Origin of the sequence: Bradyrhizobium sp. STM 3557 (genome assembly GCF_045571465.1) — a bacterium.
GTDB lineage: Bacteria > Pseudomonadota > Alphaproteobacteria > Rhizobiales > Xanthobacteraceae > Bradyrhizobium.
The window spans coordinates 7,687,217-7,712,170 of record NZ_CP120697.1 but is presented as its reverse complement, the minus strand read 5'-3'; the positions used below and the strand labels follow the sequence as shown (position 1 = coordinate 7,712,170).

At 65.0% G+C, this 24,954-nt stretch carries 24 protein-coding genes and 1 pseudogene; 15 read left to right on the top strand and 10 right to left on the bottom strand.

The genetic code is table 11. The annotated features are described in order from the left end of the window. Nucleotides 1–5 precede the first annotated feature (5 nt). The 4 genes from P6U24_RS35590 (at nucleotide 6) to P6U24_RS35575 (ending at nucleotide 3,825) form a co-directional block, all read left to right on the top strand. Nucleotides 6–1,049: a branched-chain amino acid ABC transporter permease gene (locus tag P6U24_RS35590; protein ID WP_407157038.1), complete on the top strand. Its 1,044-nt coding sequence runs from the start codon at nucleotides 6–8 to the stop codon at nucleotides 1,047–1,049. Beyond that, a complete protein-coding gene (locus P6U24_RS35585) occupies nucleotides 1,036–1,770 on the top strand; it encodes an ABC transporter ATP-binding protein (protein WP_407157037.1) in 735 nt (244 codons plus the stop codon). The genes P6U24_RS35590 and P6U24_RS35585 overlap by 14 nt, the downstream gene beginning before the upstream one ends. Continuing rightward, entirely contained in the window at nucleotides 1,763–2,464 is a 702-nt protein-coding gene (locus tag P6U24_RS35580; protein ID WP_407157036.1) for an ABC transporter ATP-binding protein, read from the top strand. Before P6U24_RS35585 ends, P6U24_RS35580 begins: the two co-directional genes overlap by 8 nt. 422 nt (nucleotides 2,465–2,886) lie before the next feature. Beyond that, nucleotides 2,887–3,825 carry a hypothetical protein gene (locus tag P6U24_RS35575; protein WP_407157035.1) on the top strand — a complete coding sequence of 313 codons (939 nt, stop codon included), beginning with the start codon at nucleotides 2,887–2,889 and terminating at the stop codon, nucleotides 3,823–3,825. On the opposite strand, the gene P6U24_RS35570 is transcribed toward P6U24_RS35575, so the two are convergent. The 3 genes from P6U24_RS35570 to P6U24_RS35560 all read right to left on the bottom strand — a co-directional run bounded on the left by P6U24_RS35570 (nucleotide 3,789) and on the right by P6U24_RS35560 (nucleotide 5,896). Beyond that, nucleotides 3,789–4,529 carry a DUF899 domain-containing protein gene (locus tag P6U24_RS35570; RefSeq protein WP_407157034.1) on the bottom strand — a complete coding sequence of 247 codons (741 nt, stop codon included), beginning with the start codon at nucleotides 4,527–4,529 and terminating at the stop codon, nucleotides 3,789–3,791. The two genes, P6U24_RS35575 and P6U24_RS35570, sit on opposite strands and share 37 nt — an antisense overlap. A 205-nt stretch (nucleotides 4,530–4,734) precedes the next feature. Then, nucleotides 4,735–5,445 carry a class I SAM-dependent methyltransferase gene (locus P6U24_RS35565; protein WP_407157033.1) on the bottom strand — a complete coding sequence of 237 codons (711 nt, stop codon included), beginning with the start codon at nucleotides 5,443–5,445 and terminating at the stop codon, nucleotides 4,735–4,737. Next, on the bottom strand, nucleotides 5,432–5,896 hold the full coding sequence (locus P6U24_RS35560) for an Rrf2 family transcriptional regulator (protein ID WP_407157032.1): 465 nt from the start codon (nucleotides 5,894–5,896) through the stop codon (nucleotides 5,432–5,434). The genes P6U24_RS35565 and P6U24_RS35560 overlap by 14 nt, the downstream gene beginning before the upstream one ends. 46 nt (nucleotides 5,897–5,942) lie before the next feature. On the opposite strand from P6U24_RS35560, the pseudogene P6U24_RS35555 reads away from it, so the two are divergent. The 3 genes and pseudogenes from P6U24_RS35555 to P6U24_RS35545 form a co-directional block, all read left to right on the top strand. Continuing rightward, nucleotides 5,943–6,059 (top strand): annotated as a pseudogene (locus tag P6U24_RS35555) (GlxA family transcriptional regulator); the annotation flags it as partial. A 418-nt stretch (nucleotides 6,060–6,477) separates the two neighbouring features. Continuing rightward, entirely contained in the window at nucleotides 6,478–6,624 is a 147-nt protein-coding gene (locus P6U24_RS35550; protein ID WP_407157031.1) for a hypothetical protein, read from the top strand. A 167-nt stretch (nucleotides 6,625–6,791) separates the two neighbouring features. Then, nucleotides 6,792–7,892 (top strand): IS4 family transposase, encoded by a 1,101-nt coding sequence (locus P6U24_RS35545; RefSeq protein ID WP_407157030.1) that lies wholly within the window; start codon nucleotides 6,792–6,794, stop codon nucleotides 7,890–7,892. Between the two features lie 537 nt (nucleotides 7,893–8,429). On the opposite strand, the gene P6U24_RS35540 is transcribed toward P6U24_RS35545, so the two are convergent. From P6U24_RS35540 to P6U24_RS35525, 4 genes are all read right to left on the bottom strand, one after another. Beyond that, nucleotides 8,430–9,845 (bottom strand): L,D-transpeptidase family protein, encoded by a 1,416-nt coding sequence (locus P6U24_RS35540; protein ID WP_407157029.1) that lies wholly within the window; start codon nucleotides 9,843–9,845, stop codon nucleotides 8,430–8,432. Nucleotides 9,846–10,198: 353 nt separating this feature from the next. After that, complete coding sequence (locus tag P6U24_RS35535) at nucleotides 10,199–11,161, bottom strand: acetyl-CoA carboxylase carboxyltransferase subunit alpha (RefSeq protein WP_407157028.1); 963 nt, start codon at nucleotides 11,159–11,161, stop codon at nucleotides 10,199–10,201. Nucleotides 11,162–11,380: 219 nt separating this feature from the next. Further along, entirely contained in the window at nucleotides 11,381–12,337 is a 957-nt protein-coding gene (gene xerD / locus P6U24_RS35530) for a site-specific tyrosine recombinase XerD (RefSeq protein ID WP_407160709.1), read from the bottom strand. A gap of 171 nt (nucleotides 12,338–12,508) precedes the next feature. Then, nucleotides 12,509–12,655: a histidine kinase gene (locus P6U24_RS35525; RefSeq protein ID WP_407157027.1), complete on the bottom strand. Its 147-nt coding sequence runs from the start codon at nucleotides 12,653–12,655 to the stop codon at nucleotides 12,509–12,511. A gap of 168 nt (nucleotides 12,656–12,823) precedes the next feature. Between P6U24_RS35525 and P6U24_RS35520 the strand changes: the two genes are divergently transcribed. Genes P6U24_RS35520 through P6U24_RS35510 form a run of 3 tightly spaced genes read left to right on the top strand, consistent with a single transcriptional unit; the run spans nucleotide 12,824 to nucleotide 15,973 of the window. Further along, entirely contained in the window at nucleotides 12,824–13,474 is a 651-nt protein-coding gene (locus P6U24_RS35520) for a shikimate kinase (RefSeq protein WP_407157026.1), read from the top strand. Next, on the top strand, nucleotides 13,471–14,619 hold the full coding sequence (gene aroB / locus P6U24_RS35515; protein ID WP_407157025.1) for a 3-dehydroquinate synthase: 1,149 nt from the start codon (nucleotides 13,471–13,473) through the stop codon (nucleotides 14,617–14,619). The genes P6U24_RS35520 and aroB overlap by 4 nt, the downstream gene beginning before the upstream one ends. A gap of 49 nt (nucleotides 14,620–14,668) precedes the next feature. Beyond that, nucleotides 14,669–15,973, top strand: coding sequence for an HlyC/CorC family transporter (locus tag P6U24_RS35510; RefSeq protein WP_407157024.1), 1,305 nt, complete (start codon nucleotides 14,669–14,671; stop codon nucleotides 15,971–15,973). 33 nt (nucleotides 15,974–16,006) lie between these two features. On the opposite strand, the gene P6U24_RS35505 is transcribed toward P6U24_RS35510, so the two are convergent. After that, a complete protein-coding gene (locus P6U24_RS35505) occupies nucleotides 16,007–16,276 on the bottom strand; it encodes a BolA family protein (RefSeq protein ID WP_407160708.1) in 270 nt (89 codons plus the stop codon). Between the two features lie 111 nt (nucleotides 16,277–16,387). Here P6U24_RS35505 and P6U24_RS35500 point away from each other — a divergent pair, with 111 nt between their 5' ends. Next, complete coding sequence (locus tag P6U24_RS35500) at nucleotides 16,388–17,029, top strand: J domain-containing protein (protein WP_407157023.1); 642 nt, start codon at nucleotides 16,388–16,390, stop codon at nucleotides 17,027–17,029. A 58-nt stretch (nucleotides 17,030–17,087) separates the two neighbouring features. Here P6U24_RS35500 and P6U24_RS35495 read toward each other — a convergent pair whose 3' ends face one another. Next, nucleotides 17,088–18,185 carry a citrate synthase/methylcitrate synthase gene (locus P6U24_RS35495; RefSeq protein WP_407157022.1) on the bottom strand — a complete coding sequence of 366 codons (1,098 nt, stop codon included), beginning with the start codon at nucleotides 18,183–18,185 and terminating at the stop codon, nucleotides 17,088–17,090. Nucleotides 18,186–18,268: 83 nt separating this feature from the next. On the opposite strand from P6U24_RS35495, the gene P6U24_RS35490 reads away from it, so the two are divergent. Next, nucleotides 18,269–19,492 (top strand): citrate synthase family protein, encoded by a 1,224-nt coding sequence (locus tag P6U24_RS35490; protein ID WP_407157021.1) that lies wholly within the window; start codon nucleotides 18,269–18,271, stop codon nucleotides 19,490–19,492. 9 nt (nucleotides 19,493–19,501) lie between these two features. On the opposite strand, the gene P6U24_RS35485 is transcribed toward P6U24_RS35490, so the two are convergent. Continuing rightward, nucleotides 19,502–20,158, bottom strand: coding sequence for a DedA family protein (locus tag P6U24_RS35485; protein WP_407157020.1), 657 nt, complete (start codon nucleotides 20,156–20,158; stop codon nucleotides 19,502–19,504). A 284-nt stretch (nucleotides 20,159–20,442) separates the two neighbouring features. Here P6U24_RS35485 and cobS point away from each other — a divergent pair, with 284 nt between their 5' ends. The 3 genes from cobS (at nucleotide 20,443) to P6U24_RS35470 (ending at nucleotide 24,728) form a co-directional block, all read left to right on the top strand. Next, a complete protein-coding gene (gene cobS, locus P6U24_RS35480) occupies nucleotides 20,443–21,441 on the top strand; it encodes a cobaltochelatase subunit CobS (protein WP_407157019.1) in 999 nt (332 codons plus the stop codon). Nucleotides 21,442–21,621: 180 nt separating this feature from the next. Continuing rightward, the gene (gene cobT / locus P6U24_RS35475) at nucleotides 21,622–23,523 is read left to right on the top strand and encodes a cobaltochelatase subunit CobT (RefSeq protein WP_407157018.1); all 1,902 of its coding nucleotides are present in this window, start codon (nucleotides 21,622–21,624) and stop codon (nucleotides 23,521–23,523) included. A gap of 125 nt (nucleotides 23,524–23,648) precedes the next feature. After that, nucleotides 23,649–24,728, top strand: coding sequence for an esterase-like activity of phytase family protein (locus P6U24_RS35470; RefSeq protein ID WP_407157017.1), 1,080 nt, complete (start codon nucleotides 23,649–23,651; stop codon nucleotides 24,726–24,728). Nucleotides 24,729–24,954 lie beyond the last annotated feature (226 nt).

Below are 24,954 nucleotides of genomic sequence, written 5' to 3'. Positions count from 1 at the left end.
GGCGCATGGCTGAAACTGAAGTGGCCGGCCTCGCGCCGGCAACCGTGCAACGCGTCACCCGGTGGAACGTGCTGCCGATCATGGAAGCCGTGGTGCTGGCGCTCGCCTTGAGCCTACCGCTGGCGCTGCCGGATTATCTCACCGTGTTCGCCACCCGCGTGGCGATCCTGGCGCTGTTCGCGCTGTCGTTCGATCTGGTCTGGGGCTATGCCGGCATCATGAGCTTCGGCCAGGCGCTGTTCTTCGGCGCCGCCGGCTATGGCGTGGCGCTGCTCGGCCGCGACCTCAACATTTCAAACCTGCTCATCGTGCTGCCGGCCGGCGTGCTGATCGGCCTCGCCTTTGCGCTTCTGCTCGGCGGCTTCCTGCTGCTTGGCCGCCATCCGACCAGCATGATCTTCGTCGCGCTCGGCACGCTCACGGGCTCCTACGCTGCCGACCGGCTGGCGCGCGGCTGGTACTATCTCGGCGGCCAGAACGGCATCCCCTCGATTCCGCCGATGACGCTCGGCGCCTACGAGTTCGAGGAAGGGCCGGTGTTCTACTATTTCGCGCTGGCGCTGCTGGTCGTGATCTACCTGCTGTGCCGCTTCCTGGTGCGCTCGCAGTTCGGGCTGGCGCTGGCAGGCCTGCGCGAGAACGAGACGCGCATCGCCTTTTTCGGCTACAAGACGCAGCATCTCAAAGCCATCGTGTTCGCGATCGGCGGCGCCATCGCCGGCCTCGCCGGCAGCCTTTACGCGTTCCACGAGGGCTTCGTCTGGCCCAACATGGTCGGCGTCGTGATCTCGACCCAGGTCGTGCTCTACGTGCTGTTCGGCGGCTCCGGTACCTTGATCGGGGCCGTGATCGGCACCGTCATCATCGAGGGCGTCAGCTTCTGGCTGTCCGACAATTATCGCGACGTCTGGCCGATCATCCTTGGCGTGCTGCTGTTGCTGGTCATCCTGTTCCGCCCGCTCGGGCTGATCTCCTTCGTGCTCTCAGAGCGCGAGCGCGTCGGCCGTTTCGGGATCTCGCCGAAAAAGGGCAGTCATGGCGCTGCTTGAGGCAACCAATGTCGTCAAGGTGTTCGGCAAGCTCACTGCGCTCGGCGGTGCTGCGCTCACCGTCGGCGAGAACGAGTTTCACGGCCTGATCGGCCCGAACGGCTCGGGCAAGAGCACCTTGATGAAATGCGTTGCCGGCGCCGAGACGCCGACGCAAGGCCGCGTGAGTTTCGCAGGTCAGGATATCACCGCGCTGCCACCGGCAGAGCGGGCGCGCGCCGGCATGAGCCTGAAATTCCAGATCAGCAGCGTGCTGCCGGCGCTCTCGCTCTACGACAACATTCTGCTGGCGCTGCAGGCGCAGGCCTCGCTATTCGATCTCGTGCTCTCGCGCACGCGCCGGGCGCTGCACGATCAGGTCATGACCATGCTGCAGCAGTTTCGCCTTGCCGACCGCGCCCATGATCCGGCTTCCGCGCTGTCGCATGGCCAGCAGCAATGGCTGGAGATCGCGATGGCGCTGGCCGGGAAGCCGCGGCTGCTCCTGCTCGACGAGCCCACCGGCGGCATGAGCCTGGAGGAGCGCCGCGTCACTGGCGAACTCTTGGCGCCGATCAAGGCGCATTGCTCGCTCGTCATCGTCGAGCACGATCTCGATTTCATCCGCGACATCTGCGATCGGTTGACCGTGCTCGACCAGGGCAAGGTGCTGGAGACCGGCACGGTCGCCGAGATCCAGGCGAGCCGGAGCGTGCAGGAGATCTATTTGCGCCGTGCCTGAACCAACCTTCCTCGATATCCGCCATCTTGACACCGGCTATGGTCGCAGCCAGGTGCTGTTTGATATCACGCTCGGCATCCCCTGGCGCGGCGGCGTCGCCGTGCTCGGGCGCAATGGTGCCGGCAAGACCACGCTGATGAAGACCATCCTCGGCGAGCTTCCCGTCTGGAAGGGCGAGGTGGTGTTCGACGGCCGCGACATCGGCACCAGCCCGACCGAGAGCCGCGTGCGCACTGGCATCGGTTATGTGCCGCAGGAGCATGCGGTGTTCGCGCGGCTGTCGGTACGCGACAATCTCGCGGTCGGCTCGCTGTTCAACAAGAACAGTGCCGCGGTCGATCGCGTGCTGTCGATCTTCCCGAAACTGGCGCAGCGGCTGGACCAGCCGGCCGGCACGCTGTCCGGCGGCGAGCGCAAGATGCTCGCGATCGGCCGCGCCATGCTCGGTGAGCCCAGGCTGCTCCTGCTGGACGAGCCGACCGAAGGCGTGTGGATCGGCGTGATCGAGGAGATCACCGAGCGGCTGATCGAGTTGGCCAAGGAGATCGCGATCATCGTGGTCGAGCAGCATCTCGATCTGGCGCTGCGGGTCGCCGACTACGCCTATGTGCTGGATCGCGGCCGCGTCGCGCTGCAGGGCCAGGCCGCCGACGTGCGGAGCAGCCCGGATCTGGTGCGCTACCTGGCGCCGTAGTTTCCGTCATTGCGAGCGAAGCGAAGCAATCCAACGCCGTCCGGCAATCCGGCGCGGTCGGCAAGTCTGGATTGCTTCGTCGCTTACGCTCCTCGCAATGACGTCAAACATAGCTGAGCCCGGACTCTCGGAGGGGAGCACGCCGAGAATCCGGGCTCGTGCTTCGCATTGCCGAAACCTTGCCTGCTGGCGTCGCCAGCGCCGCGGGCGGGTCGCGGCGCCGAAAACACTCGCCTCGGTCGTGCAGCTCGAAGCGGGGGCATCGTGACAGGGCCGGCCCGCGCCTTCCGTGCGCAAGATCACGCCAATTCGTGGCTCACCCAAAAGATCCGAATCGGCCGCACACAGCTTTTTGTCGTGACGCTTGAATGACGGAATTGTTACAGTCATTTATCAGTTCGATGAATGACGGGAGAGGGCCGATGAATGTGCGGCAGCAGGCGCTGTCAAATCCGGTGGGCCTGTGGTGGCGGATGCTGACGCTGGTCAGTGGCGCTAACATCGTCTTCTGGTTCCTGCTGTACCGGCAGTTTCACGACCGTGTGCCGGAAGCCGCGGGCACCTCCTCCTCGCAGACCGGCGCGATGCTGTTGCTCTCTGCGGCCTATGTGTTCGGCTGCGCCTTCCGCTCGGTGCTGCCGCGCGCGGACGTGCAGCGCATTTGCCTGGTCGACAGCTTCCTGTCGAGCGTGCTGGTCGGCCGCTCAGTCGCCACCGTGGCCGAGCTGTGCTTCGCGGCGCAGTGGGCGATCATTCTTGGCCAGCTCGGCCACGTCGCCGGCGCCGAGACCGCCGTCAACGCGACGCTGGTGATCCTGCCGCTGATCGTGATCGCCGAGCTTTGCTCCTGGTATGCGGTGCTGACCACCAACTTCCTGTTCAACGCGATCGAGAACTCGCTATGGGCGGTGACGTTCCTCATCGTCGGTATCGGCCTCGGCCGGCTGCTGCCGGAGTTCGACGGTCTCGTGTTCTGGCTGCTGGTCGTCGGCATCGTCGGCATCGCCTGCTATCTGGCCTTCCTGGTCGTCATCGATGTGCCGATGTATCTGAGCCGCTGGCGCGCCGGACTCCTCAAGGGCAGCCGCTATTTGCACCCGCTGGAAGGGCTGCGCGACACCGCCACGCGCTGGATCGTCACCCACGAGTTCGATCACTGGAAGGACGAGATCGCCTGGATGTCCCTGTATTTCAGCGCCGCAGTTTGGGCGAGCCTCGCGCTGTGCGCGCTGTCCTCGTTCGACGATCACCTGCTGCGCTATCGCGCCCAGGCTGCGGTGGCCACGCCGGCACGGCTGACGCCGCTCCACGCCTTGCCTCTTGATCACGCGCCTCCGCAACCACAAGCGGACTCCTTGTAAGCGTCGTACTCATCGTGCAGCCGCACCCAGTCGCTCAGATTTCCGCGCCCATTTTCGTTGCGGCCCTTCGGTGTGAGGTCGAGGTAATGGTAGGCGCCGATCAGTGGATCGCCGCCTCGCGCCCGTAGCTGAAAGGTATGAAAGATGTTGCCGGCATCGTCCTTGATGAAGACGCTGACACCGGGCAGCTCGCGTGAGGCGCGCGTCAACGGCTTGAAATTGTAGGTGGCCGAGCCCGCCGCGATCTGCTCGTCTGAGAACGACACCTGGTAGTCGTAGTTGAAGTCGCTGCCGTAGGACGACACCCAGTCGAAATTCCATCCCATTCGCCGCTTGAACGGAGCGATCTCACTGAGCGGGGCGCGCGAGACGACAACCAGGCTCACGTCGTGATGCTTCAGATGCAGGTTCGCGCCGTCGATATGATCGCACAGGAAGGAGCACCCGGTGCAACGATAGTCGTCCCCCGGTGCCATCATGAAGTGGTAGACGATCAGCTGGCTGCGACCCGCAAACAGATCACCGAGGCTTTTCGGCCCGTCGGGCGCCTGGAACTGGTAGGGCTTGTCCACCTTGACCCAGGGCAGGGCGCGCCGGGCGGCGGCGAGTGCGTCGCGCTCGCGCATAAACGCCTTTTCGCGGGCCAAATGGGCGCGATGGGCCTCAAGCCATTCGCTCTGCGAAACGATCTTGGGACTGCTCATGGCGATGGTTCCTTCCTGGTCCGCTCCGTTATTCCGAGGACGATCAGGGCTTCGCCGGGCCGACAATCAGGCGAATTTTTTTGTTCGCGACCGTCTGGCCAGGACACGCCGTCGCGGCGATGGCGCGTAAGCGCGCAGGATGAGCAAAGGTGCGCACGCGACCATGCGTCCGCTTGCTGCAATGGTGGCGGCGCCGAGTTGCCGTTCAGGCGTGACCGATCCAGCCATGCCAGGTGAAGGCCGTGTAGAACAGGCAGGCGTCGCGAAAGCCCCCATCGCGCAGGACAGCTTCATCCTCGCCAGGGCTGAGCATGCTGACATTGGCATCGACGGTGGCGCGCATCGTCCTCGCCTGCTCGGGATCAACACCGGAGGCCACGGCATAGGCGGCATAACGATCCAGCCACAGCGCGCGCTGCACCGGCTCCTGCGGCAGGCAGCCATGCGCGGCGACAAAGGGCGCGCCCGGTCGAAGCCGGTTATGGATGGCGTGGACGGTCCTCAATCGCTCGGCAGCGGAGAGAAAATGCAGGGTGAGCAGGCAGGCTGCGGCGTCGAAAGGGCCAACGGGCGCATCATCGATATAGCCTTCGACGAGCTCGACGCGGCTCATGTTGGATCCCAGCGTGCGTTCGGCCAGCCGCAACATCAGGGGCGATGGATCGACGCCGACGAAGGTCCAGGACGGATGTGCATCGGCCAGAGCGTTGAGCTCGAGCCCGCCGCCCGCGCCGAGCACGAGCACCTTAGCATGGTCGGGCGCCCGCTCGGCGAGCAGAACGCCGAGCATGCGGTGCAGCCCATCGAGGCCGGGCACGAAGCGGCGCGGTCCATCCGTGTAGCGCGCGACGACATCGGGATCGGAAAACGCGCGCAGAAATGTCTGCGCGCCATCAATGCTGTCAACTGACGTCACAGGTCTGTCCTTTGCGGGAGCGCTTGCGTTGCGCCATGCGTTTGTGGAAGTCGGCGCTTAAGCCGGCGAGCGTCACGCTGCCGAGACGGGCGAGCAGCAGCGTTTCCGCTTCGTGCAAGGCGTCGTCGAGCGCGGCATTGACCGCCTGCTCGACCAGGCAGTCCGGCGCCTCGCTGCGATTGGCGATCGCAAACAGCGACGGGCACCCCAGCGAATCGTAGATGTCGCGCAAGGTCACGCCGGCCAGATCGCAGGCGAGCGACCAGCCGCCGCCATGTCCTTTCTCCGAGCGCACATAGCCGCTGTCGCGGAGGCCTGCCATGATCCGCCGGATCACCACCGGATTGGTCTGCATCATCAGCGCGAGCACCTCCGATGTGACCGGGCCGTCGTGCTCGGCCATGTGGAGCAGAACGTGCAGCACGCCGGAGAGCTGGCTGTTGGGTCTCATGTAACGTTTAATATTACGTGAGGACCCGATCGTCAAGCCGGACGGGAGGCGCATCGCGGATCGCTGCGGCTTCGGCTCGGAGGAGACCATGCGCCGCAGCTTCCGGCGCGTGCTCGCCGCCGCGCCGCAGGACTATCGCAGCAGGCTCGGCGGTGAACGACAAGCAACTAGCATCGTGATTGCGAGGAGCGAAAGCGACGAAGCAAATCCAGGGGTCAGGTCAGGAGCCTGGATTGCTTCGGCGCGCTGCGCCTCGCAATGACGGCGAACCGACTAGCGACGCATTGCGGGGAAGGCCGCGTGCGGGGCACGTTTGCATGGTCATCTGTTGTTGTGTGCATTCGCGCGATAAAATTCATTTCGTGAGCCGCATCAATCGGATCGCCGTCGCGCGACCACATGCACGAAAGATTCCGCTTGTGTCGTCGGGCAAATCAGCTGCAGATTTCCGCGCGTCCCGGCCCGATGGAGAGGGCGCTTCGCGATCGTCACGAGCGTTGGGCCGGAGATGCGATGGACGTGTCGGGTTGCAGCGCGCAAGCATGATCCGGAAAAGTGTGTAGCGGTTTTCCGATCAGATCATGCTGAACAAGCGAGCGGACGAACAGCGCGATACGGACGGCGAAATCGTGTGGTCCCGGCATCCCGGTGCTGATGTCAAGTTCGCGCGCGACGAGCGCATGGACGATGGGGGCAAGAAAGCCGGTCCCCAGGGAGAGCGCGTATAAGCCGTAAACCATTCGCGCAGGGAAGGCCGGTTGTTTCGGCTCGTACCTGTGGTTCTGCCGCGTGCTTCTTGTTGCACGCGGACCGCGGGTGCGACCGGCACCCGGCCTTCCCCATAGGCGTTAAGTTTAGTCTTGCGTGTTGGAATCGTTCGTGATTCGAACATGGGATGACACGAGATTCGCTTTTGAACGAAGACTGGGCGAGCGTCGTTACGCAGCTAGGTGGGGCTGCGCAGCTCGAGAGCAGCGCGCGCCAGACGAAAGCTTTCGTGCGGCAACGGCGGATCCCTGATGCGGTGGCGTTGCTTCGGCTGATGCTGGCTTATTGTCTGGGTGAAAGAGGGTTAAGATCGACGGCCGCGTGGGCTGCTTCTGTTGGCCTTGCCAATCTGAGTAGCGTGGCGCTGTTCTACCGCCTGCGTCAATGTGGCGATTGGTTTACCGTGCTTGTGGAGCGCTTGCTCGCGGCGGCGGCGCCAAAGGCGAGCCGAGGCCGTCTGATCCGTATCATCGATGCCACGACAGTGCCTCAGGCAGGGCCGGCTGCGCGCAAGAACAGCGAGCTTTGGCGCATTCATAGTGCATTTGATCTGCCATATGAGCGGTTTGGCCATTTCGAACTGACAGATCAGCAAGAGGGCGAGACGTTTGACCGCATACCAGTGGTCAAGGGTGAGATCCGTATTGCTGACCGCGCCTATCTACAACCTGATCGCATCTCGGCAGTGCTCGAAGCTGGTGCAGATGTTTTGATCCGAGCGGGCTGGAAGAACGCACGTTGGCTTGATGCCAAAGGCTATCCGCTCGATCTGATAGCCGAATTACGGGCGGGGAACGCCCGCGGACTGATCGATCGGCCGATTTGGATCAAACGCAAGGCCGGCGCGCCTCTGGCTATGCGTCTGATCGCAGTCAAGAAGTCTGCCGATGCGGCTGCCGCGTCGCGTCGTAAAGCCCGGCGAGACGCCCAAGACGAAAACCGCACCATCTCTAAAGAAACTTTGGAAGCGGCGGATTGGGTCATCCTGGTCACCTCGCTAGCGCCGGACGAGTTCACCGTCGAAGATGTGCTTGCGCTTTACAGACTGCGATGGCGGATCGAACTCGGCTTCAAGCGATTGAAGAGTTTGATCGGCCTCAAGACACCGCCTGGAACCGATCCGCGCTCCGCCAAGCCCTACCTGCTGGCTCATCTCTTGATCATTTTGCTGCTCGAACCGCTTGTCCGCGAGTTCGAGGACTCTCCCCACTGGACGCAGGCCGCCTGACGACACCTGGCGCCTGGCGTGTCTTGCAGCAACTCATTGCGTCCTTGCTACAAGCAATCATTCCACAACCAACCATCGCCTCCATCACAGCAAACGGGTACTGGACCGGCACCTCTACGAGCCACCTCGAAAACGACGATATCAATCGATGCCCGCATTATCTTAACGCCTATGCGGCCTTCCCTGCCCCCTCTGATTGAAGGGAGGGTGCCTCTGTCGGATAGCTCGGACGCCAAACGCGCCGCGAGGACAAAGGCGCGCAAGCAGATGCCATAAAGTCCGAGATGGATGGTAGCTGATGACAACATTCTCGGATGTCGTCCCGGGCAAGCCCGATGGCGCGACAGCGCCAGCGGGGCGCCGACCCGGGACCCATAACCACAGGATTTGATTGTTGTGTACGGTACTCGCCGCGTGCCTGATTCAAACATCACGCGGTATGGGTCCCCGCGTTCGCAGGGACGACAGCGGGGTGCTTAGTTGCTGTTTCACAACCAATCAGAAAAGCCAACTCCGCGCACCTCGCGCGGACGCGTCCTACTTCACCGCGGAGAAGCGGTTGTCGAACGAGTTGGTCGACACGATCGGCGCGCCGCCCGACACCAATGCGGTCTGCTGCGGTGCTGGCGCGGCCGGGGTCGTCGCCGGGGCTTCCGCGGACGGCTTGAACGGCGGGCGCGCGGCGGCCTGCTTGATCACCGCAGGCTTGGACTCGGCGGGTTTGGTGGCGACTGGTTTCGGTGCCGTCGCGCCCTTGCTCTCGGCCGGCTTGGCCGTCGCACCCGTCGCATTGGCGGCGAGCGCGCCGGTCGTGCCGGCCTTGCGCAGGCTTGCCATCAGACCGGATTTCTCCGGCGCGGTCACCGCGGCAACGCGGCTCGACGGCGGCTCATCCGGACCGGGTGCGGCCGGCGGGTTGACGTGCGAGGGGATCGTGCCCGGCGCCATCGACACGAGCGAGAATCCCTGCGCTTCGCCTGCATCGGACAAACCGGTCGAGGCGCCGCCCGGCACATGCGCGGCGAACACCTGGTTCATGCCGCCATCGACGCCGGTGTTGAGCCGGGCGACCGGCGTGCCCTTGGCGACCAGCTTGTTGAACTCGGCCTCGTCGGCCGCCTGCTTCTCGCGCACGGCGTTCGCGAGGTCATCGGCGACCACATAAGCGGGGCATTTGGCAGAGGCATCGAACACCGGATCACGCGTCGCGCCCGGCGGCTTCTGGGCGTCGAACACGTATTTATGCTCGCAGAAATCGACCTTCGGCTCCTGATGCGAAACCTCGAAATGATCATAGCCTTGCTTGATCATCTTCCAGAACGGCATGTTCGGATTGTTGCGATGACGCGCCATGTTCATCGCGGTCATCCGGAACGGATAGGCCTGGAACTGGAAAGCGCGCTGGCCACCGAAGAAGGACTCGCGGCCGAGCGCATAGATCTCGGCGATCTGCTCGTCGGTCATGGCGTAGCAGCCGCGCGAGGAGCAGTCGCCATGCACCATCAGCTCCGAGCCGGTGTGGCCGAGCGACTTGTCATAGGCGTTCGGATAGCCGGTGTTGAAGGAGAGATAGTAGGCCGATTGCGGGTTCATCTGCGCGGGCGAGATCGAGTAGAAGCCTTCCGGCGCCTGACGATCGCCTTCGCGCACCTTGGGACCAAGATCGCCCGACCAGCGGCAGATCGGATAGGTCTTGAGCAGGCCGAACTTGCCGGAGCGATCCTGCTTCCAGACCTCGAGCTCGGCCTCCTGCTTGAACAGGCGGATCAGGATCGGCGATTGCGGATCCATGTCCTTCTCGCCCATTGCGGCGACCAGCTTCGGCGGCACCGGCTGGTTGGCCTTGGCGTTGTTTGCGAGCGACACCTGGTCGCTGTTGCAGCCGGCCAAGAGCGAACCCGCAGCCAGCGCAGCCGAGGTCATGAGAACCCGGACCAAAGCGCGGTTGATCAATGCAAAGCTCCCCACCAACTGGGCGCGGCCCACGCGCCCCCACTCCAACCCGACTGGACGCATCGACGCACCCAGCTTTCGAACCGTTGGCACATCCCGGGAGCGGCGTCTTTGTCCCGGATCATGCCTCGCGTCACGGCCGCAAACCCCTATGATTAAAATTGTAGCCACTGGCCGGATGCGCCGCAACCCGGCCTTCCCGCGCACGTCGGCAGACCTGGCCGGCGTGGTGAAGAATGTCTGAACAGCAGATACGCGCGGCCCGGCCGAAATACGGCCGAATCACGGGGGCTGCTCACAAGGCTGCGAGCGGAGGGGACGAAGGCGGTATTTCGAGAGGATCTGGCCGGAAATCAGCCGAGCTTGCGGCCGATGTCGAGGAATTTCTGTCGGCGCTGCTTGCGGATGGCGTCCGCATCCATGCCCTTCAGCTCCTCGAAGGCCTGGGCGATGGCGTCGCCCGTGGCTGCGATCATGGCAGAGGGGTCGCGGTGGGCGCCGCCGACCGGCTCATTCAGGATCTGGTCGATCACGCCGAAACGGAGCATGTCCTGGGCGGTGATCTTCATGCTGTTGGCGGCCTCCTGGGCCTTGGTGCCGTCGCGCCACAGGATCGAGGAGGCGGCCTCCGGGGAGATCACGCTGTAGATGGCATGCTCCAGCATCAGCACCCGGTTTGCGGTGGTCAGCGCGATGGCGCCGCCCGACATGCCCTCTCCGGTGATGATCGAGACATTGGGCACGCCGAGAGACAGGCAGAAATCGGTGGAGCGGGCGATCGCCTCGGCCTGGCCGCGCTCCTCGGCGCCGATGCCGGGATAGGCTCCGGCGGAATCGACCAGCGACAGCACCGGGATGCCGAAGCGCTCGGCCATCTCCATCAGCCGCACGGCCTTGCGATAGCCCTCCGGGCGGGCCATGCCGAAATTGTGCTTGAGGCGGGATTCCGTGGTGGCGCCCTTCTCCTGGCCCATCACACAGATGGCCTCGCCGCGGAAGCGGCCGAAGCCGCCGAGCAGGGCGGCATCCTCGGCGAATTTGCGGTCGCCGGCGAGCGGGGTGAATTCGGTGATCAGGCCGTTCACGAAGTCGGAAAAATGCGGCCGCTGCGGGTGGCGGGCGACCAGCGTCTTCTGCCACGGCGTCAGATTGGCGTAGAGCTCAGCCAGCGCCTGGCCGGCCTTCTCCTCGATCCTGGTCACCTCGTCGGCGATGTCGGTGCCACCCGCCGCCAGCGTCCGCAGCTCGTCGACCTTGGAGTCGAGCTCGGCGACGGGTTTTTCGAAGTCGAGATAGCTGCGCATCAGGTCCGGCATGGAATCAATCGTGGCGCTGAAACGGGGGATCGGTTTGGCGTTTCCGTTGGAAGATCGAGTATCTTCAACGGCTTGGCGGCGATATTCGCGCGCGCGGCAGGGCGTTTCACCAAAACCGCGGGCGGAATGGCGCTCTTTCGGGTGAGAATGCTGCGAAGTCAAGGCTGCGCGAGGCAATCGCCGCGGGATTCGGCCTCGTCCGCGGGCTGTGGAGGCGCGTTATTTCTCGGCCAGCGGGTGCAGGTCGCGCACCATGCTCTTCAGCCGCTCCTCGACCACATGGGTGTAGATCTGGGTGGTCGAGATGTCGGTATGGCCGAGCAGGGTCTGCACGATGCGCAGGTCGGCGCCGTTATGCAGCAGATGGCTCGCAAACGCGTGGCGCAGCACGTGCGGGGACACCAGGCGCGGCGCCAGCCCGCTGGCCTCGGCCAGCTCTTTCAGGTCGCGGGCGAAATGCTGCCGCGTCAGGTGGCCGCTCTCGCCGAACGAGGGGAACAGCCATTTCGAGGCCGCCGTGCTGGCCTTCTTCTCCGGCTTCAGCGCGTCCATCGCGGCGAGGTAATCGGCCATCGCCTGCCGCGAGGCCTGGTTCAAGGGCACCAGCCGCTCCTTGTTGCCTTTGCCGCGCACCATGATCATGCGGGCGTCGTGCCGCGCCGCCGTGCGCGGCAGTGTCACCAACTCGGAGACGCGCAGGCCCGTGGCATAGAGCACTTCGAGCAGGCAGTAGAGCCGCATCGCGCGCAGCCGCTGCGACGGCGAGGCGTCCGCCGCCTGCGTCAGTTCCTTCGCCCGCGTCAGCATACGATCGACATCTGCAACGGACAGCACCTTCGGCAGCGAACGGCCGCGCTTCGGGCCGGACAGGATCGCCGCCGGATCCTCGGTGCGGATGCGCTCGCTCAGCAGGAAGCGGAACATGTGGCGCAGCGCCGACAGCCGCCTCGCCACGCTCGCCGAGGCAAAGCCGCGGTCGTCGAGCTCGGAGAGATAATTGCGCAGCGCCTGCGTATCGGCCTCGACCAGGCTGCTCGCCTTCCTGGTCAGGAAATCGGAGAGGTCCTCGAGGTCGCGGCGATAGGCGGACAGCGTGTTCTCGCCGGCGCCCTGTTCCGCCGCCATCATGTCGAGGAACAGGGTGATGAGCTTGCCGTCGGAGGCCTTGGCCCGCATCTTTCGCTGCCCGTTGATCGCGAAGTTCGAATCATGCGCCGGAACTTCCATATCGGCATGCTTCGCGTGAAAGCGAAGTTGGCCGATATCGCGGCACCGATCAGATTTCAGAGAACAGCAAAAAACTTAACCGACCGGTGTTGCTTTCGCGTCAGTCTGTCGGAACGCGGACTATTTCTTCAGGAACTTGTCCGGCGGGACCGTCACCGTCATTTCCCGCGGCTTCGGGTTGACGAAATTCGCCAGTGCGAAGATCGCGCCATAGACGACGCCGGCGATGATGGCGACCACGGTCAGGAAACGAAACAGGCTGGGCATGTCGGCCGATCAGGCAGCGAACGGAGCATGAGAGGTCATCCAACACGTTCGCTCACGACTTGCAAGCACCGCTTGCACGCCGGGGCTCGCAGGCGCCGTGCCGGGATTGGACGGCTGCCTGGAGCCTGGGCACTGGAATACGACCGGCTGGCGGGATAGAAGCCATTTATGACGGAGACGACCGAGCCAGCCATGACACGCAGTTCGCCGGAGGCCGCGATCACCGCCGCGCTCGGCAGGCGGCTGATCGTGCTCGTCGGCATGATGGGGGCGGGCAAGTCGACCATCGGACGGCGGCTGGCGGCGCGGCTGAAGCTGCCCTTCGTCGATGCCGACACTGAGATCGAGACTGCGCATGGCGGCATGACCATACCGGAAATCTTCGAATCCCGCGGTGAGGCCTATTTCCGCGACGGCGAGGCGCGGGTGATCGCGCGGCTGCTGGAGAACGGGCCCGGCGTGCTGGCGACTGGCGGGGGCTCGTTCATGCGCGAGGAGACCCGGCAACGAATCCGCGACAAGGCGATCTCGGTCTGGCTGAAAGCCGATGCCGACGTCATCATGCGCCGCGTCAGGCGGCGGGCGGACCGGCCACTGCTGCAGACCGCCGATCCGGCCGGCACCGTCACCCGGCTTCTGACCGAGCGTGAGCCGGTCTATCAGGATGCCGATCTGACGATCTCCTCGCGCGACGTGCCGCACGACAGGATCGTCGACGAGTGCATCGAGGCCTTGCATGCCCGGCTCTGTGCGCCCGCCGAAGCTGTCGGGGAGCAGGCGCCGGATGCGCCGAACCAGGTGATGGGCGTGCTGCGATGACTGCACCACTCAAAAACTCCGATCCCATCACCGTCGATGTCGCGCTCGGCGAGCGCGCCTACGACATCGTCATCGGCCGCGGCGTGCTTGCTAGGCTCGGGCAGCGTATCGCAGCACTTCGGCCTGGCGTGCGCACCGCCATCGTCACCGATCGCACAGTTGCGAAACATTGGCTCGGCGCGACCGAGGCGTCGCTGGCGCAGGCCGGCATCCCCACGGCGACCATCGTGGTCGACGAGGGCGAGGGCTCGAAGAGCTATGCCGGTCTGCAGCAGGTCAGCGAGGCGCTGATCGCAGCGAAGATCGAACGCAACGATCTCGTCATCGCGCTCGGCGGCGGCGTGGTCGGCGATCTCGCCGGCTTTGCGGCCGCGATCCTGCGCCGCGGCGTCGATTTCGTGCAGGTGCCGACCTCGCTGCTGGCGCAGGTCGATTCCTCGGTCGGCGGCAAGACCGGCATCAACTCGCCGCAGGGCAAGAACCTGTTAGGGGCATTCCACCAGCCGGTGCTGGTGATCGCCGACACCGCGGTGCTCGACACGCTGTCGCCGCGCCAGTTCCGTGCCGGCTATGCCGAGGTCGCGAAATATGGCCTGCTCGGCGATGCCGCCTTCTTCACTTGGCTGGAGAGCAATCACGCCGACCTGTTCAAGGGCGGCGCTGCGCGCGAGCATGCTATCGCCACCTCCTGCCGCGCCAAGGCCGCGATCGTCGCCCGCGACGAGCGCGAGACCGGCGACCGCGCGCTGCTCAATCTCGGCCACACTTTTGGTCACGCGCTGGAAGCTGCGACCGGCTTCTCCGATCGCTTGTTCCACGGCGAGGGCGTTGCGGTCGGCATGGTGCTGGCAGCGCAGTTCTCGGCCGAACTCGGCATGCTGCCCGAGGGCGATGTCGCGCGGATCATTCACCACCTTGATCAGGTCGGCCTGCCGACGCATCTGCAGGATATCGCCGGCTTCGCCCAGGAAGGGATCGGCGATGCCGATTCGCTGCTGGCGCTCATGGCGCAGGACAAGAAGGTCAAGCGCGGCAAGCTCACCTTCATCCTGATGGAGGCGATCGGCCGCGCCGTGATCGCGAAGGACGTCGACCCGGCCAAGGTCCGCGATTTCCTGCAAGGCCGGCTCGCCCGGCGCGGCTGATCGGCTGACCCGCCGTGCTGCGGCACAGATACAGAGTGACATCAGCGCCATGGACTGGATCACATTCTTCGTCGTCATCGTGCTTTTGGCTGCCTCGGGCTTCTTCGCGCTGAGCGAGACCGCGCTGACCGGCGCCTCCCGCGCCAGCATGTTGCGGCTGTCCAAGCAGGGCAATCGCGATGCCGACGTGGTCTCGAGCCTGTTCAACATGCGCGAGCGGCTGATCGGCGCGCTGCTGCTCGGCAACAACATCGCCAATATCGGCGCATCCGCGCTGGCAACGGGCATTCTCACCGCCTGGTTCGGCGATGTCGGCGTGCTCTATGCCACCGGCGTGATGACGGCGCTGGTCGTGATCTTTGCGGAAGTGCTGCCGAAGACGATCGCGATCAACGCGCCGGACCGGGTCTCGCTCTTGGTCGCGCGCCCGATGCGCGTCACCGTGCTGGTGCTGGGGCCGCTGCTCACGGTGATCGAGGCGGTGGTGCGGGTGCTGATGCGGATGATCGGCTTCAAGGTGGGCGCCAACCAGCCGATGCTGTCGCCGACCGAGCGCCTGCGCGGCGCGGTCGATTTGTTGCATCACGAGGGCAAGGTCGAGAAACAGGATCGCGACATGTTCGGCGGCCTGCTCGACTTGCGTGAGCTGCAGGTATCCGACGTCATGGTCCATCGCACCGAGATGATGATGGCAAATGCCGATCTGCCGGCCGAGGAACTGGTACGCGAGGTGCTGGCGTCGGAATATACCCGCATTCCACTTTGGCGCGGAACGCCGGAGAACATCGTCGGAGTGCTGCACGCCAAGGATCTGTTGCGCGCGATCCGCGCCTCGGAAGGCGACATGTCGCGGATCGACGTCTCCTCGATCGCGCTGCCGCCGTGGTTCGTGCCGGAGATGCGCTCCGTCTCCGAGCAGCTCAAGGCGTTCCGTCGCCGCAAGACCCATTTCGCCCTTGTCGTCGACGAGTATGGCGAGGTCGAAGGTATCGTCACGCTGGAAGACATTCTGGAAGAGATCGTCGGCGACATCTCCGACGAGCAGGACGTGCAGGTCGCCGGCGTGCGGCTGCAGCCGGACGGCTCGGTCGTGGTCGATGGCTCGGTGCCGATCCGCGATCTCAATCGTGCGATGGATTGGAGCTTGCCCGATGAAGAGGCGACGACGGTCGCGGGGCTCGTGATTCACGAGGCGCGTTCGATCCCGGAGCGCGGCCAGAGCTTCACCTTCCACGGCTTCCGCTTTCGCGTCCTGCGCCGCGAGCGCAACCGTATTACGGCGCTCCGTATCGTACCGGTGCCGCGCGGTGAAACGGAGGAGCCGAGACCGCGCCGCGCCGGTACCGCATTCTAGCGGTGTCGCTCGGATACGCCGGCAGGCGTAGCGTCAGCCTTCGCCGGGCGCCTTGATGTGCAGCGCCAGCGCGTGCACGGTGCTAGCGAGTTCCGCCGAGAGCGCGGCGTTGATCATACGGTGGCGCTCGACCCGGCTCTTGCCGGAGAAGGCCTGCGACACGATATACACGCGGAAGTGCGTCTCGCCGCCCGGGCGGTGGCCGGCGTGGCCCTCATGCAGATGTGATTCATCTTGAACCTCGAGGCTTTCCGGCGAGAAAGCTTCGCGCAACTTCTCTATGATAGCGTCTTTGGTGCTCATGGTCTGCGGCAAATACGCATCAAAATAATTTTCGTCAATTGGCCGTCCCCCTCTGAGGTATTCGCAATGTCAAGACTTGAAGCTTTTCGCGTTGCGTAGTCAAAGTCCGCCATGCCGATCGATACATCCAAATTCTTCGACTCCATCCGCATCAAGCCCAAGAAGGCGGCTGCGCGGCAGCCGGCGGTCGCGCGTGAAGCCGTGCCGTGCCAATGGCCGGACTGCAAGAACAAGGGCACGCATCGCGCGCCGAAGGGCCGCGAGAACGCGCGTGAATATTGGCAGTTCTGTCTCGATCACGTGCGCGAGTACAATCAGTCCTACAATTTCTTCTCGGGCATGAACGCCGAGGCCGTGGCGCGCTATCAGAAGGATGCGCTGACCGGTCACCGTCCGACCTGGAAGATGGGCGCCAACACCGCCAAGCGCGGCACCGGCAGCGCCGAGGGCGATCTCAGCGGCGCCTCCGATCCGTTCAGCGTGTTCGCCGAGATCAACGGTCGCGGTAGCTGGCGGCCGGGCCCGGAGGCCGCGCCAAAGGCGGAGACGCGAAAGGTCTTCAATGCCGAGCGCAAGGCGCTGCAGGTGATGGGCCTCGGACCCGATGCGACGCTGGAAGAGGTCAAGGTCAAGTACAAGGCGCTGGTGAAGCAGCATCACCCCGACGCCAATGGCGGCGATCGCTCCACCGAGGATCGCCTGATCGAGATCATCAAGGCCTATAACTACCTGAAGACCGTGGTGCGCGCCTGATCTCCTATGTGAATGCGGCAGCGTAGCACGCGGCCGCATGACTGTTCTCTTCAAATCCTCAATCCCGCGCGGCCGGCATCGCGCCAATGTAAGACGAGCTTGGCCGGATCAGCCGCCCCGTGCGCCGCTGCTCCAATGCATGTGCGGTCCAGCCGGCGGCCCGTGCCACCGCGAAGATCGGCGTGAACGCCTGCCGCGGGATCTGCAGCGCATCGAGCAGGATCGCTGTGAAGAACTCGACATTGGTCTCCAGCGCGCGGTCCGGATTCTTCCGTCGCAGCGCCTCGCGGATATAGGCCTCGACCTCGCCGGCGAACGGAAGATCGGCGCCATTGGCGGCAAGCTTTTCGATCGCTGCCTTCAGCACATCGGCGCGGGGATCGCGCACCCGGTAGATGCGGTGGCCGAAGCCCATCAGCCGCTCGCCGCGCGCCAATGCGTCGTCCACCCAGGGCTTGATACGCTCGCGCGAGCCGATCGCATTGAGCATGTCGAGCACGGGCTCCGGCGCACCACCATGCAGCGGGCCGGTCAAGGCGCAATAGCCTGATGTCACCGCGGCGAACAGGTCGGCCTGGGTCGAGGCCACCACGCGCGTCGCGAAGGTCGAGGCATTCATGCCGTGGTCGCACACCGTGACGAAATAGGCATCGAGTGCTGCGACTTCGCGCGGCGCGGGCGCGACGCCGCGCAGCATGGTCAACGTGTCGGCGGCGTGGCTTGCGGCGGGATCGGGCGGGACCGGTTCACATCCATGCGCGCGCTGCACCAGTGCGCCCGCGATCACCGGTCCGGCGCCGACGATGGTCGCCTCGTGATCGAGCCCGTCCTCCGCGCGCAAGCCTGCGATCGCGGCACGATAACCATCGATGATCGACATGCCGCGGCTCGCTGCCAATAGCTCGGGCAGGAGGGCGAAGGCACGCTGGCGAGCCATGCCGAGGCTGGTGCGCACCTCGGCCTCGCGCACCGCGCGCCCGGTCGCGCCGCTCCACAGCCGCGCGGTCACCGCTTCGAAATTCGAGGTCGCGGCGAGATCGGCGACGTGTTCGCCGGCGATGACCAACTCGCCCCGCTCGCCGTCGACATGGCTTAGCACGGTTTCGGCGGCGGGGATGCCGTCCAGCCCGGTCGGGATCTTGGTCTGAATGTTCATGGCAGATCTCCTGTCCAAATGGCGTCACCCCATGAACGTCGATCGCCTCGACAGATTGATCAATCTTGATTATACAAATCAATATGAAAAAATCCTCCGGTCTGTACCTTTCGGCCCGCGAGGCCGCTGCCGAGCTCGCGATCTCCCCGGCGACGCTCTATGCCTATGTCAGCCGCGGCCTGATCCGTTCCGAGCCGTCGGTGGACTCCCGCAGCCGCCGTTACCGTGCCGAGGACGTCCGGGCGCTGAAGGAGCGCCGCGCACCTGCGCCCGAGCCGAAGGGCTTTCGCAGCTTCGATGCCGACCTGCCGGTGATGGACAGCGCGATCGCGACCATCACCGAGGCGGGGCCGATCTATCGCGGCGTCAATTGCGTCGAACTCGCGGAGAAGGACACGCTGGAGCACACCGCCACGCTGCTGTGGGACGTCACTGCGATCGATCCATTCGCCAGCGACAATTGCCCTGTCGTGTCCAACGAGATGCGCGCCATTGCGGAGGCCGCCCGGCGCGCCTCGCCGATCGAGCGCAGCATCGCGGTGCTGGCGCTGGCGGCCAGCGCCGATCCCGGCGCCTATACCCGCGCGCCGGATGGCCGCGCCCTGGTCGGTGCACGGATCGTGCGTCTGCTCGTGGCCACGATGCTGAGCGCCGAGCCCTCGGCCGAGCCGCTGCATCTGCAGATCGCCAAGATATGGGCGCCCGAGCACAAGCATGCGCCTGATCTGATCCGCCGCGCGCTGGTGCTATTGGCCGATCACGAGCTCAACGCCTCGACCTTCACGGTGCGCTGCGCCGCCTCGACCGAGCTCAACCTCTACGATTCGATCATTGCAGGGCTCGCGGCGCTCAAGGGCCCGAAGCACGGCGGCGCCGGTGTGCTGGCCTCGCAGCTGGTGCGGTATCTGATCGACCGCGACGTCGCGCCTGTGATCCGCGAGGGGGTGGCGCTTGGCGAGCGCTTTGCCGGCTTCGGCCACGGTGTCTACAAGCGCGGCGATCCCCGCGCGATCTCGCTGCTCGAGGCGCTGACGCGCGCCGGGGCGCCGCGAAAATTCACCCGCGAGGTGCCGGAGCGGATCGCGGAAGCCACCGGCGAGTTCGTCAATATCGACTATGCGCTGGCGGTGCTGGTGCACGCGCTGCGGTCGCCAGCCGGCAGCGAGCTGGCGCTGTTTGCGATGGCACGCTCGGTCGGCTGGATCGCGCATGCCTGCGAGCAATTGCAGCACGGCCGCCTGATCCGGCCGCGTGCGCGCTATGTCGGGCCCGCGCCGGGACGCGGCAGCCTGCTCGAGTCGTTATAGCGCGTGGTCCTACTCGCCGGCTTGGGCGAGGAGACGGCTCTCGCGGCGGCGGCGGATCAGCCGGATCGCGAGCCAGGCCAGTATGGAGCCGACAATGACCAGCGCGATCCAGATCGGCTTGGCGACGTGGCTGTGATGCGGAATGCCGCCATAGCGATGCAATAGCACGACCGCAAACACGCCCGGCAGCACATGGGCGCAGGCCCAGAGCACGATGGCCGGGATGTTCACCGCGTAAAAGCGGGCCGGCGGCACGTCGAGCGCTCCGGCCGTGATCGGCACCACCGCCCGGATCGGCGCCACGAAACGAGCGAAGAAGATCGCGAGCGTGCCGAAGCGATGGAAGAAGGCCTCGCTCTGGGCGACCAAGCGGGGATAGTTCGAAAACGGCCAAGTGGTCAGGATCTCGCGCTGGCGACGGTGCCCGATCCAGAACGAGCCGCCATCGCCGATCACGGCGCCGATGATGGCGGCCAGCAGCACCCATTGCAGCTTCAGCTCGCCGCCCGGGATCAGCGCGCTCAAGGCCAGAATGATGGTCGTGCCTGGCACCACCGAGCCCGCGATCGGGATCGCTTCGAGAAAGGCCGCCAGGAAAATCGTGAGGTAGGCCAACGCCGCATGGTCGGAGACGAAGGCGATGAGGGGATCGATCAGGTGGGCCACGAACTTTCCCGTGCGCGAATGGACGGCGCACTATACCTAGTGATGGGCGCAGAAACCGCCATGATGCACCGCGGCGCTGGCGGTGAGGCAAAAAGGTGGCGCTTTCCGCAGGGCAGCCTTCCAAAAACGGCGTCCCGTGCCTATCTCGATGAAAAACCAACGGAACTTTGATGAAGGCTTAGGCTTCTGCCGGCTCGCGCTCTCTGCTAGGCTGCCAACAAGCCCCATAACCGCAAGCAACCCGCTAATCTGGTTTCGGGATCGCCCGAGACCTCGGAGGATGAATGACGACCGCCGCTACCGCCAGTGCACAGGACATGACCGGTTTGCCCGATATGAAGGTGTCGGTCCGGCAGGTGTTCGGAATCGACAGCGACCTCGAGGTGCCCGCCTATTCCGAGGTCGATCCCCATGTGCCGGAAGTCGACTCCGACTATCGCTTCGATCGCGCCACCACGCTCGCCATCCTGGCCGGCTTTGCCAAGAACCGCCGCGTCATGGTCACGGGCTATCACGGCACCGGAAAGTCGACGCATATCGAGCAGGTCGCGGCGCGGCTGAACTGGCCCTGCGTGCGCGTCAACCTCGACAGCCACATCAGCCGTATCGATCTGGTCGGCAAGGACTCGATCGTGGTCAAGGACGGCAAGCAGGTCACCGAATTCCGCGACGGTATCCTGCCCTGGGCGCTGCAGCACAATGTCGCTCTGGTGTTTGACGAATACGACGCCGGTCGCCCCGACGTGATGTTCGTGATCCAGCGCGTGCTTGAAGTCTCCGGCCGCTTGACCTTGCTCGACCAGAACAAGGTGATCAAGCCGCATCCGGCGTTCCGTCTGTTCTCGACCGCCAACACGATCGGCCTCGGCGACACGTCGGGCCTCTATCATGGCACCCAGCAGATCAACCAGGGCCAGATGGACCGTTGGTCGATCGTCACCACGCTGAACTACCTCGCCCATGACGAGGAGGTCGAGATCGTGCTCGCCAAAGCGCGGCATTATCGCAACCAGCAGGGCCGCGACACCGTCAACAAGATGGTGCGGCTGGCGGATCTCACCCGCAACGCCTTCGCCAATGGCGATCTGTCGACGGTGATGAGCCCGCGCACGGTGATCACCTGGGCGGAGAACGCCGAGATCTTCGGCGATGTCGGCTTCGCCTTCCGCGTCACCTTCCTCAACAAGTGCGACGAGCTGGAGCGGCCGCTGGTCGCGGAATTCTATCAGCGCTGCTTCAACGCCGAGCTGCCGGAATCCGCCGTCAACGTGGCGCTGTCCTAACGCCGGTGTCGTCCCGGGCAAGCGACGTGTCCGCCGAAGCCCAGAGGGCGAAGACGGAAGCGCGACCCGGGACCCATACCGCGTGATATTCATGAGAGCCAAGCGGCCAATTGCTCGAATGACAATAGCCGCCGGTGGTTATGGGTCCCTGCTTTCGCAGGGACGACGAGCTGAGCAGCGATGACCACATCCAGCAACAAATTCCGCACTGGACCTAAGGAAGCGCCGACCGAGCCGTTCAAGCGCTCGGTGACGGCATGCCTGCGCGCCATCGCCAAGGCACCGGAGCTCGAAGTCTCCTTCGCTGCCGAGCGGCCCGGCCTTGCACCCGGCAAGGCGCGGCTGCCGGAGCCCGCGCGCAAAATGACCAAGCGCGATGCGGCGATCGTGCGCGGCCATGCCGATTCGATCGCGCTCAAGCTTGCCTGTCATGATCCGAAAATCCATCGCAAGCTGATCCCGGGCAACCCGCAGGCACGCGGCGTGTTCGAGGCGGTCGAGCAGGCCCGCGTCGAAGCGATCGGCGCACGGCGCATGTCGGGCGTTGCCAAGAACCTCACCGCGATGCTCGACGATCACTTCCATCGCGGCAAATATGATGAGATCACCGACCGTGCCGATGCGCCGCTGTCGGATGCGCTGGCGATGCTGGTGCGCGAACGCCTGACCGGCATGGCGCCGCCGGCCGCCGCCAAGAAGCTGGTCGATCTCTGGCGGCCGACGCTGGAGGACAAGATCGGCACGCGGCTCGATGAGCTCAGCCGTTTCACCGAGGACCAGGCCAGGTTCGGCGACCTCGTCCACGACCTGTTGTCGGCGCTCGATCTCGGCGACGAGCGCAACACCGATTCCGAAGACGACGAGAACGACGACGACAACCGCGACGGCGACAATGAGCAGTCAGGAGCCGAAGGCTCGCCTGATTCCGACGCTGCGCAGGAGATGAGCGCGGACCAGGCGCAGACCACATCGGATGAGATGTCGGAAAGCGCGATGGAGGCGGCACAGGCCTCGGCGAGCGATACGCTCGACGACGGCGAGCTCGGCGATGACGAGACGCCGGGCGAGGCGACACGGCCGCATCGCGGCGGCGCCAATGAGCCGCGCGGTCCGGAATATCACGCCTTCGCGCCGAAATTCGACGAGGTCATCGCGGCTGAGGATCTTTGCGACCATGACGAACTGGAGCGGCTGCGCTCCTATCTCGACAAGCAGCTCGCGCATCTGCAGGGCATCGTCGCGCGGCTGGCCAACCGGCTGCAGCGCCGGCTGATGGCGCAGCAGAATCGCGCCTGGGAGTTCGACCTCGAAGAGGGCATCCTGGATCCGGCGCGGCTGTCGCGCGTGGTGACCGATCCCTATCACCCGCTGTCCTTCATGCGCGAGAAGGAGGCGACCTTCCGCGACACTGTGGTGACGCTGCTGCTGGACAATTCCGGCTCGATGCGCGGACGCCCCATCACCGTGGCCGCGACCTGCGCCGACATCCTCGCGCGCACCTTGGAGCGTTGCGGCGTCAAGGTCGAGATCCTTGGCTTCACCACGCGCGCCTGGAAGGGCGGGCAGTCGCGCGAGGCCTGGCTCGCCGCCGGCAAGCCGGCCAATCCCGGCCGCCTCAACGATCTGCGCCACATCATCTACAAGTCGGCCGATGCGCCGTGGCGGCGTGCACGCAAGAATCTCGGCCTGATGATGCGCGAGGGCCTGCTCAAGGAGAACATCGACGGCGAGGCGCTGGACTGGGCGCACAAGCGCCTGCTCGGCCGCCCCGAGCAGCGCAAGATCCTGATGATGATCTCGGACGGTGCGCCGGTCGACGATTCCACGCTGTCGGTCAACCCCGGCAACTATCTGGAACGGCACCTGCGGCACATCATCGAGGAGATCGAGAACCGCTCGCCGGTCGAGCTGATCGCGATCGGCATCGGTCACGACGTGACGCGCTACTATCGCCGCGCCGTCACCATCGTCGATGCCGAGGAGCTTGGCGGTGCGATCACCGAGAAGCTGGCCGAGCTGTTCACCGAGACCCACGCTGCGCCGCAGCCGACACACGCACCGAAACGTAGGCTGCATTCGTAGAGTTTGGAGCATGGCCGGCGAGGGGGAAGGGGAACCTCATCCTGAGAAGCGGCATTTTCGCCGCGTCAAGGATGAGGCCATAGCACGGCCTCATGGTTCGAGATGGCGCTCCGCGCCTCCTCACCATGAGGGATGATCGATCGCGAGTTTCTCGCCGCGACGTTCTGACGTCGCTCACGGCTGGCGCCGTGGTGCTTGCGCCGGGAACAGCCCGCGCCGACCTCGCGCGGCAGTATTCTGCCAAGCGCGCGACCCGCAATGAGTTCTCCGTTTCAGCTCCCGTATCGATCGAGGTGAAGGCACGGCCGTTGCCGTCGTTCGATCTGCGCGATCGCTCGCGGATGCGTTTCGGCGAATTGGAGTATCGCAGCGGGCTGGTGCTGACCTCGAGCTTTCCAGGGTTCGGCGGCCTCTCAGCCTTTCGCTTCCTCGATTCCAGAGGCGAGCGCTTCATCTCCGTCAGCGATCAGGGCGCCTGGTTCACCGGCCGCATCGTCTATTCGGGCCGCGGCATGGCCGCGCTGACCGACATGGAGGCGGCGCCGCTGCTGTTCATGGACGGCAAGCCGATCACAGATCACGGATGGTACGATTCCGAATCCCTCGCGGTCGATGGCGACATCGCCTATGTCGGGCTCGAGCGCGTCAACCAGGTGATGCGCTTCGACCTCGCGAAAGGGTTTCTCCGCTCACGCGGCGAGGTGGTGCCATTGCCGCCGGCCGCGAAGCGATTGCCTGACAATAAGGGGCTCGAGGCGCTGGTGGTGGTGCCGAAGGGCCTACCGCTTGCGGGCACGCTGCTCGCGCTGTCCGAGCGCGGGCTCGATGGGAGCGGCAACCTGATCGCCTTCCTGGTGGGTGGTCCGGCGCCGGGCCAGTTCAGCATCCGTCGCACCGCTGATTTCGACATCAGCGACGCGGTGATTCTGCCCCCGAGCGATCTGCTGGTGTTGGAGCGGAAATTCTCACTGTTCTCAGGCGTCGGCATCCGCATCCGGCGCATCGCGCTGGCCTCGATCACGCCGGGCGCGCTGGTCGATGGTCCCGCGATCTTCAACGCCGATCTCGGCCAGGAGATCGACAACATGGAAGGCATCGATGCCCATGTCACGCCGGAGGGCGACACCGTGCTGACGATGGTGTCCGACGACAATTTCTCGATGATCCAACGCACGCTGCTCTTGCAGTTCACGCTGGTAGAGTGATGCAGCGCGTCCAACTCTCCGGTGTCGTCCCGGGCAAGCGAACGAAGTGAGCGCGACCCGGGATCCATAACCACAGGATCTGATTGTTGCGCGTGCTATTCGCCACGTGCCCGTTTCGAACATCACGCGGTATGGGTCCCTGCGTTCTCGGCGCGCGATTGCGCGCCTGATAGGGACGACAGCGGTATGCTTGGAGAAGATCGCACGTCTAACCTCGAATTGATCA

Bases quoted from the DNA above. Each gene is read 5' to 3' on its own strand.
- P6U24_RS35590 (WP_407157038.1), top strand. From the start codon at position 6: ATGGCTGAAACTGAAGTGGCCGGCCTCGCGCCGGCAACCGTGCAACGC.
- P6U24_RS35585 (WP_407157037.1), top strand. From the start codon at position 1,036: ATGGCGCTGCTTGAGGCAACCAATGTCGTCAAGGTGTTCGGCAAGCTC.
- P6U24_RS35575 (WP_407157035.1), top strand. From the start codon at position 2,887: ATGAATGTGCGGCAGCAGGCGCTGTCAAATCCGGTGGGCCTGTGGTGG.
- P6U24_RS35570 (WP_407157034.1), bottom strand. From the start codon at position 4,529: ATGAGCAGTCCCAAGATCGTTTCGCAGAGCGAATGGCTTGAGGCCCAT.
- P6U24_RS35560 (WP_407157032.1), bottom strand. From the start codon at position 5,896: ATGAGACCCAACAGCCAGCTCTCCGGCGTGCTGCACGTTCTGCTCCAC.
- P6U24_RS35550 (WP_407157031.1), top strand. From the start codon at position 6,478: ATGCTGAACAAGCGAGCGGACGAACAGCGCGATACGGACGGCGAAATC.
- P6U24_RS35545 (WP_407157030.1), top strand. From the start codon at position 6,792: ATGACACGAGATTCGCTTTTGAACGAAGACTGGGCGAGCGTCGTTACG.
- P6U24_RS35535 (WP_407157028.1), bottom strand. From the start codon at position 11,161: ATGCCGGACCTGATGCGCAGCTATCTCGACTTCGAAAAACCCGTCGCC.
- xerD (WP_407160709.1), bottom strand. From the start codon at position 12,337: ATGCGGGCCAAGGCCTCCGACGGCAAGCTCATCACCCTGTTCCTCGAC.
- P6U24_RS35525 (WP_407157027.1), bottom strand. From the start codon at position 12,655: ATGCCCAGCCTGTTTCGTTTCCTGACCGTGGTCGCCATCATCGCCGGC.
- P6U24_RS35520 (WP_407157026.1), top strand. From the start codon at position 12,824: ATGACGGAGACGACCGAGCCAGCCATGACACGCAGTTCGCCGGAGGCC.
- aroB (WP_407157025.1), top strand. From the start codon at position 13,471: ATGACTGCACCACTCAAAAACTCCGATCCCATCACCGTCGATGTCGCG.
- P6U24_RS35510 (WP_407157024.1), top strand. From the start codon at position 14,669: ATGGACTGGATCACATTCTTCGTCGTCATCGTGCTTTTGGCTGCCTCG.
- P6U24_RS35505 (WP_407160708.1), bottom strand. From the start codon at position 16,276: ATGAGCACCAAAGACGCTATCATAGAGAAGTTGCGCGAAGCTTTCTCG.
- P6U24_RS35500 (WP_407157023.1), top strand. From the start codon at position 16,388: ATGCCGATCGATACATCCAAATTCTTCGACTCCATCCGCATCAAGCCC.
- P6U24_RS35495 (WP_407157022.1), bottom strand. From the start codon at position 18,185: ATGAACATTCAGACCAAGATCCCGACCGGGCTGGACGGCATCCCCGCC.
- P6U24_RS35490 (WP_407157021.1), top strand. From the start codon at position 18,269: ATGAAAAAATCCTCCGGTCTGTACCTTTCGGCCCGCGAGGCCGCTGCC.
- cobS (WP_407157019.1), top strand. From the start codon at position 20,443: ATGACGACCGCCGCTACCGCCAGTGCACAGGACATGACCGGTTTGCCC.
- cobT (WP_407157018.1), top strand. From the start codon at position 21,622: ATGACCACATCCAGCAACAAATTCCGCACTGGACCTAAGGAAGCGCCG.
- P6U24_RS35470 (WP_407157017.1), top strand. From the start codon at position 23,649: ATGAGGGATGATCGATCGCGAGTTTCTCGCCGCGACGTTCTGACGTCG.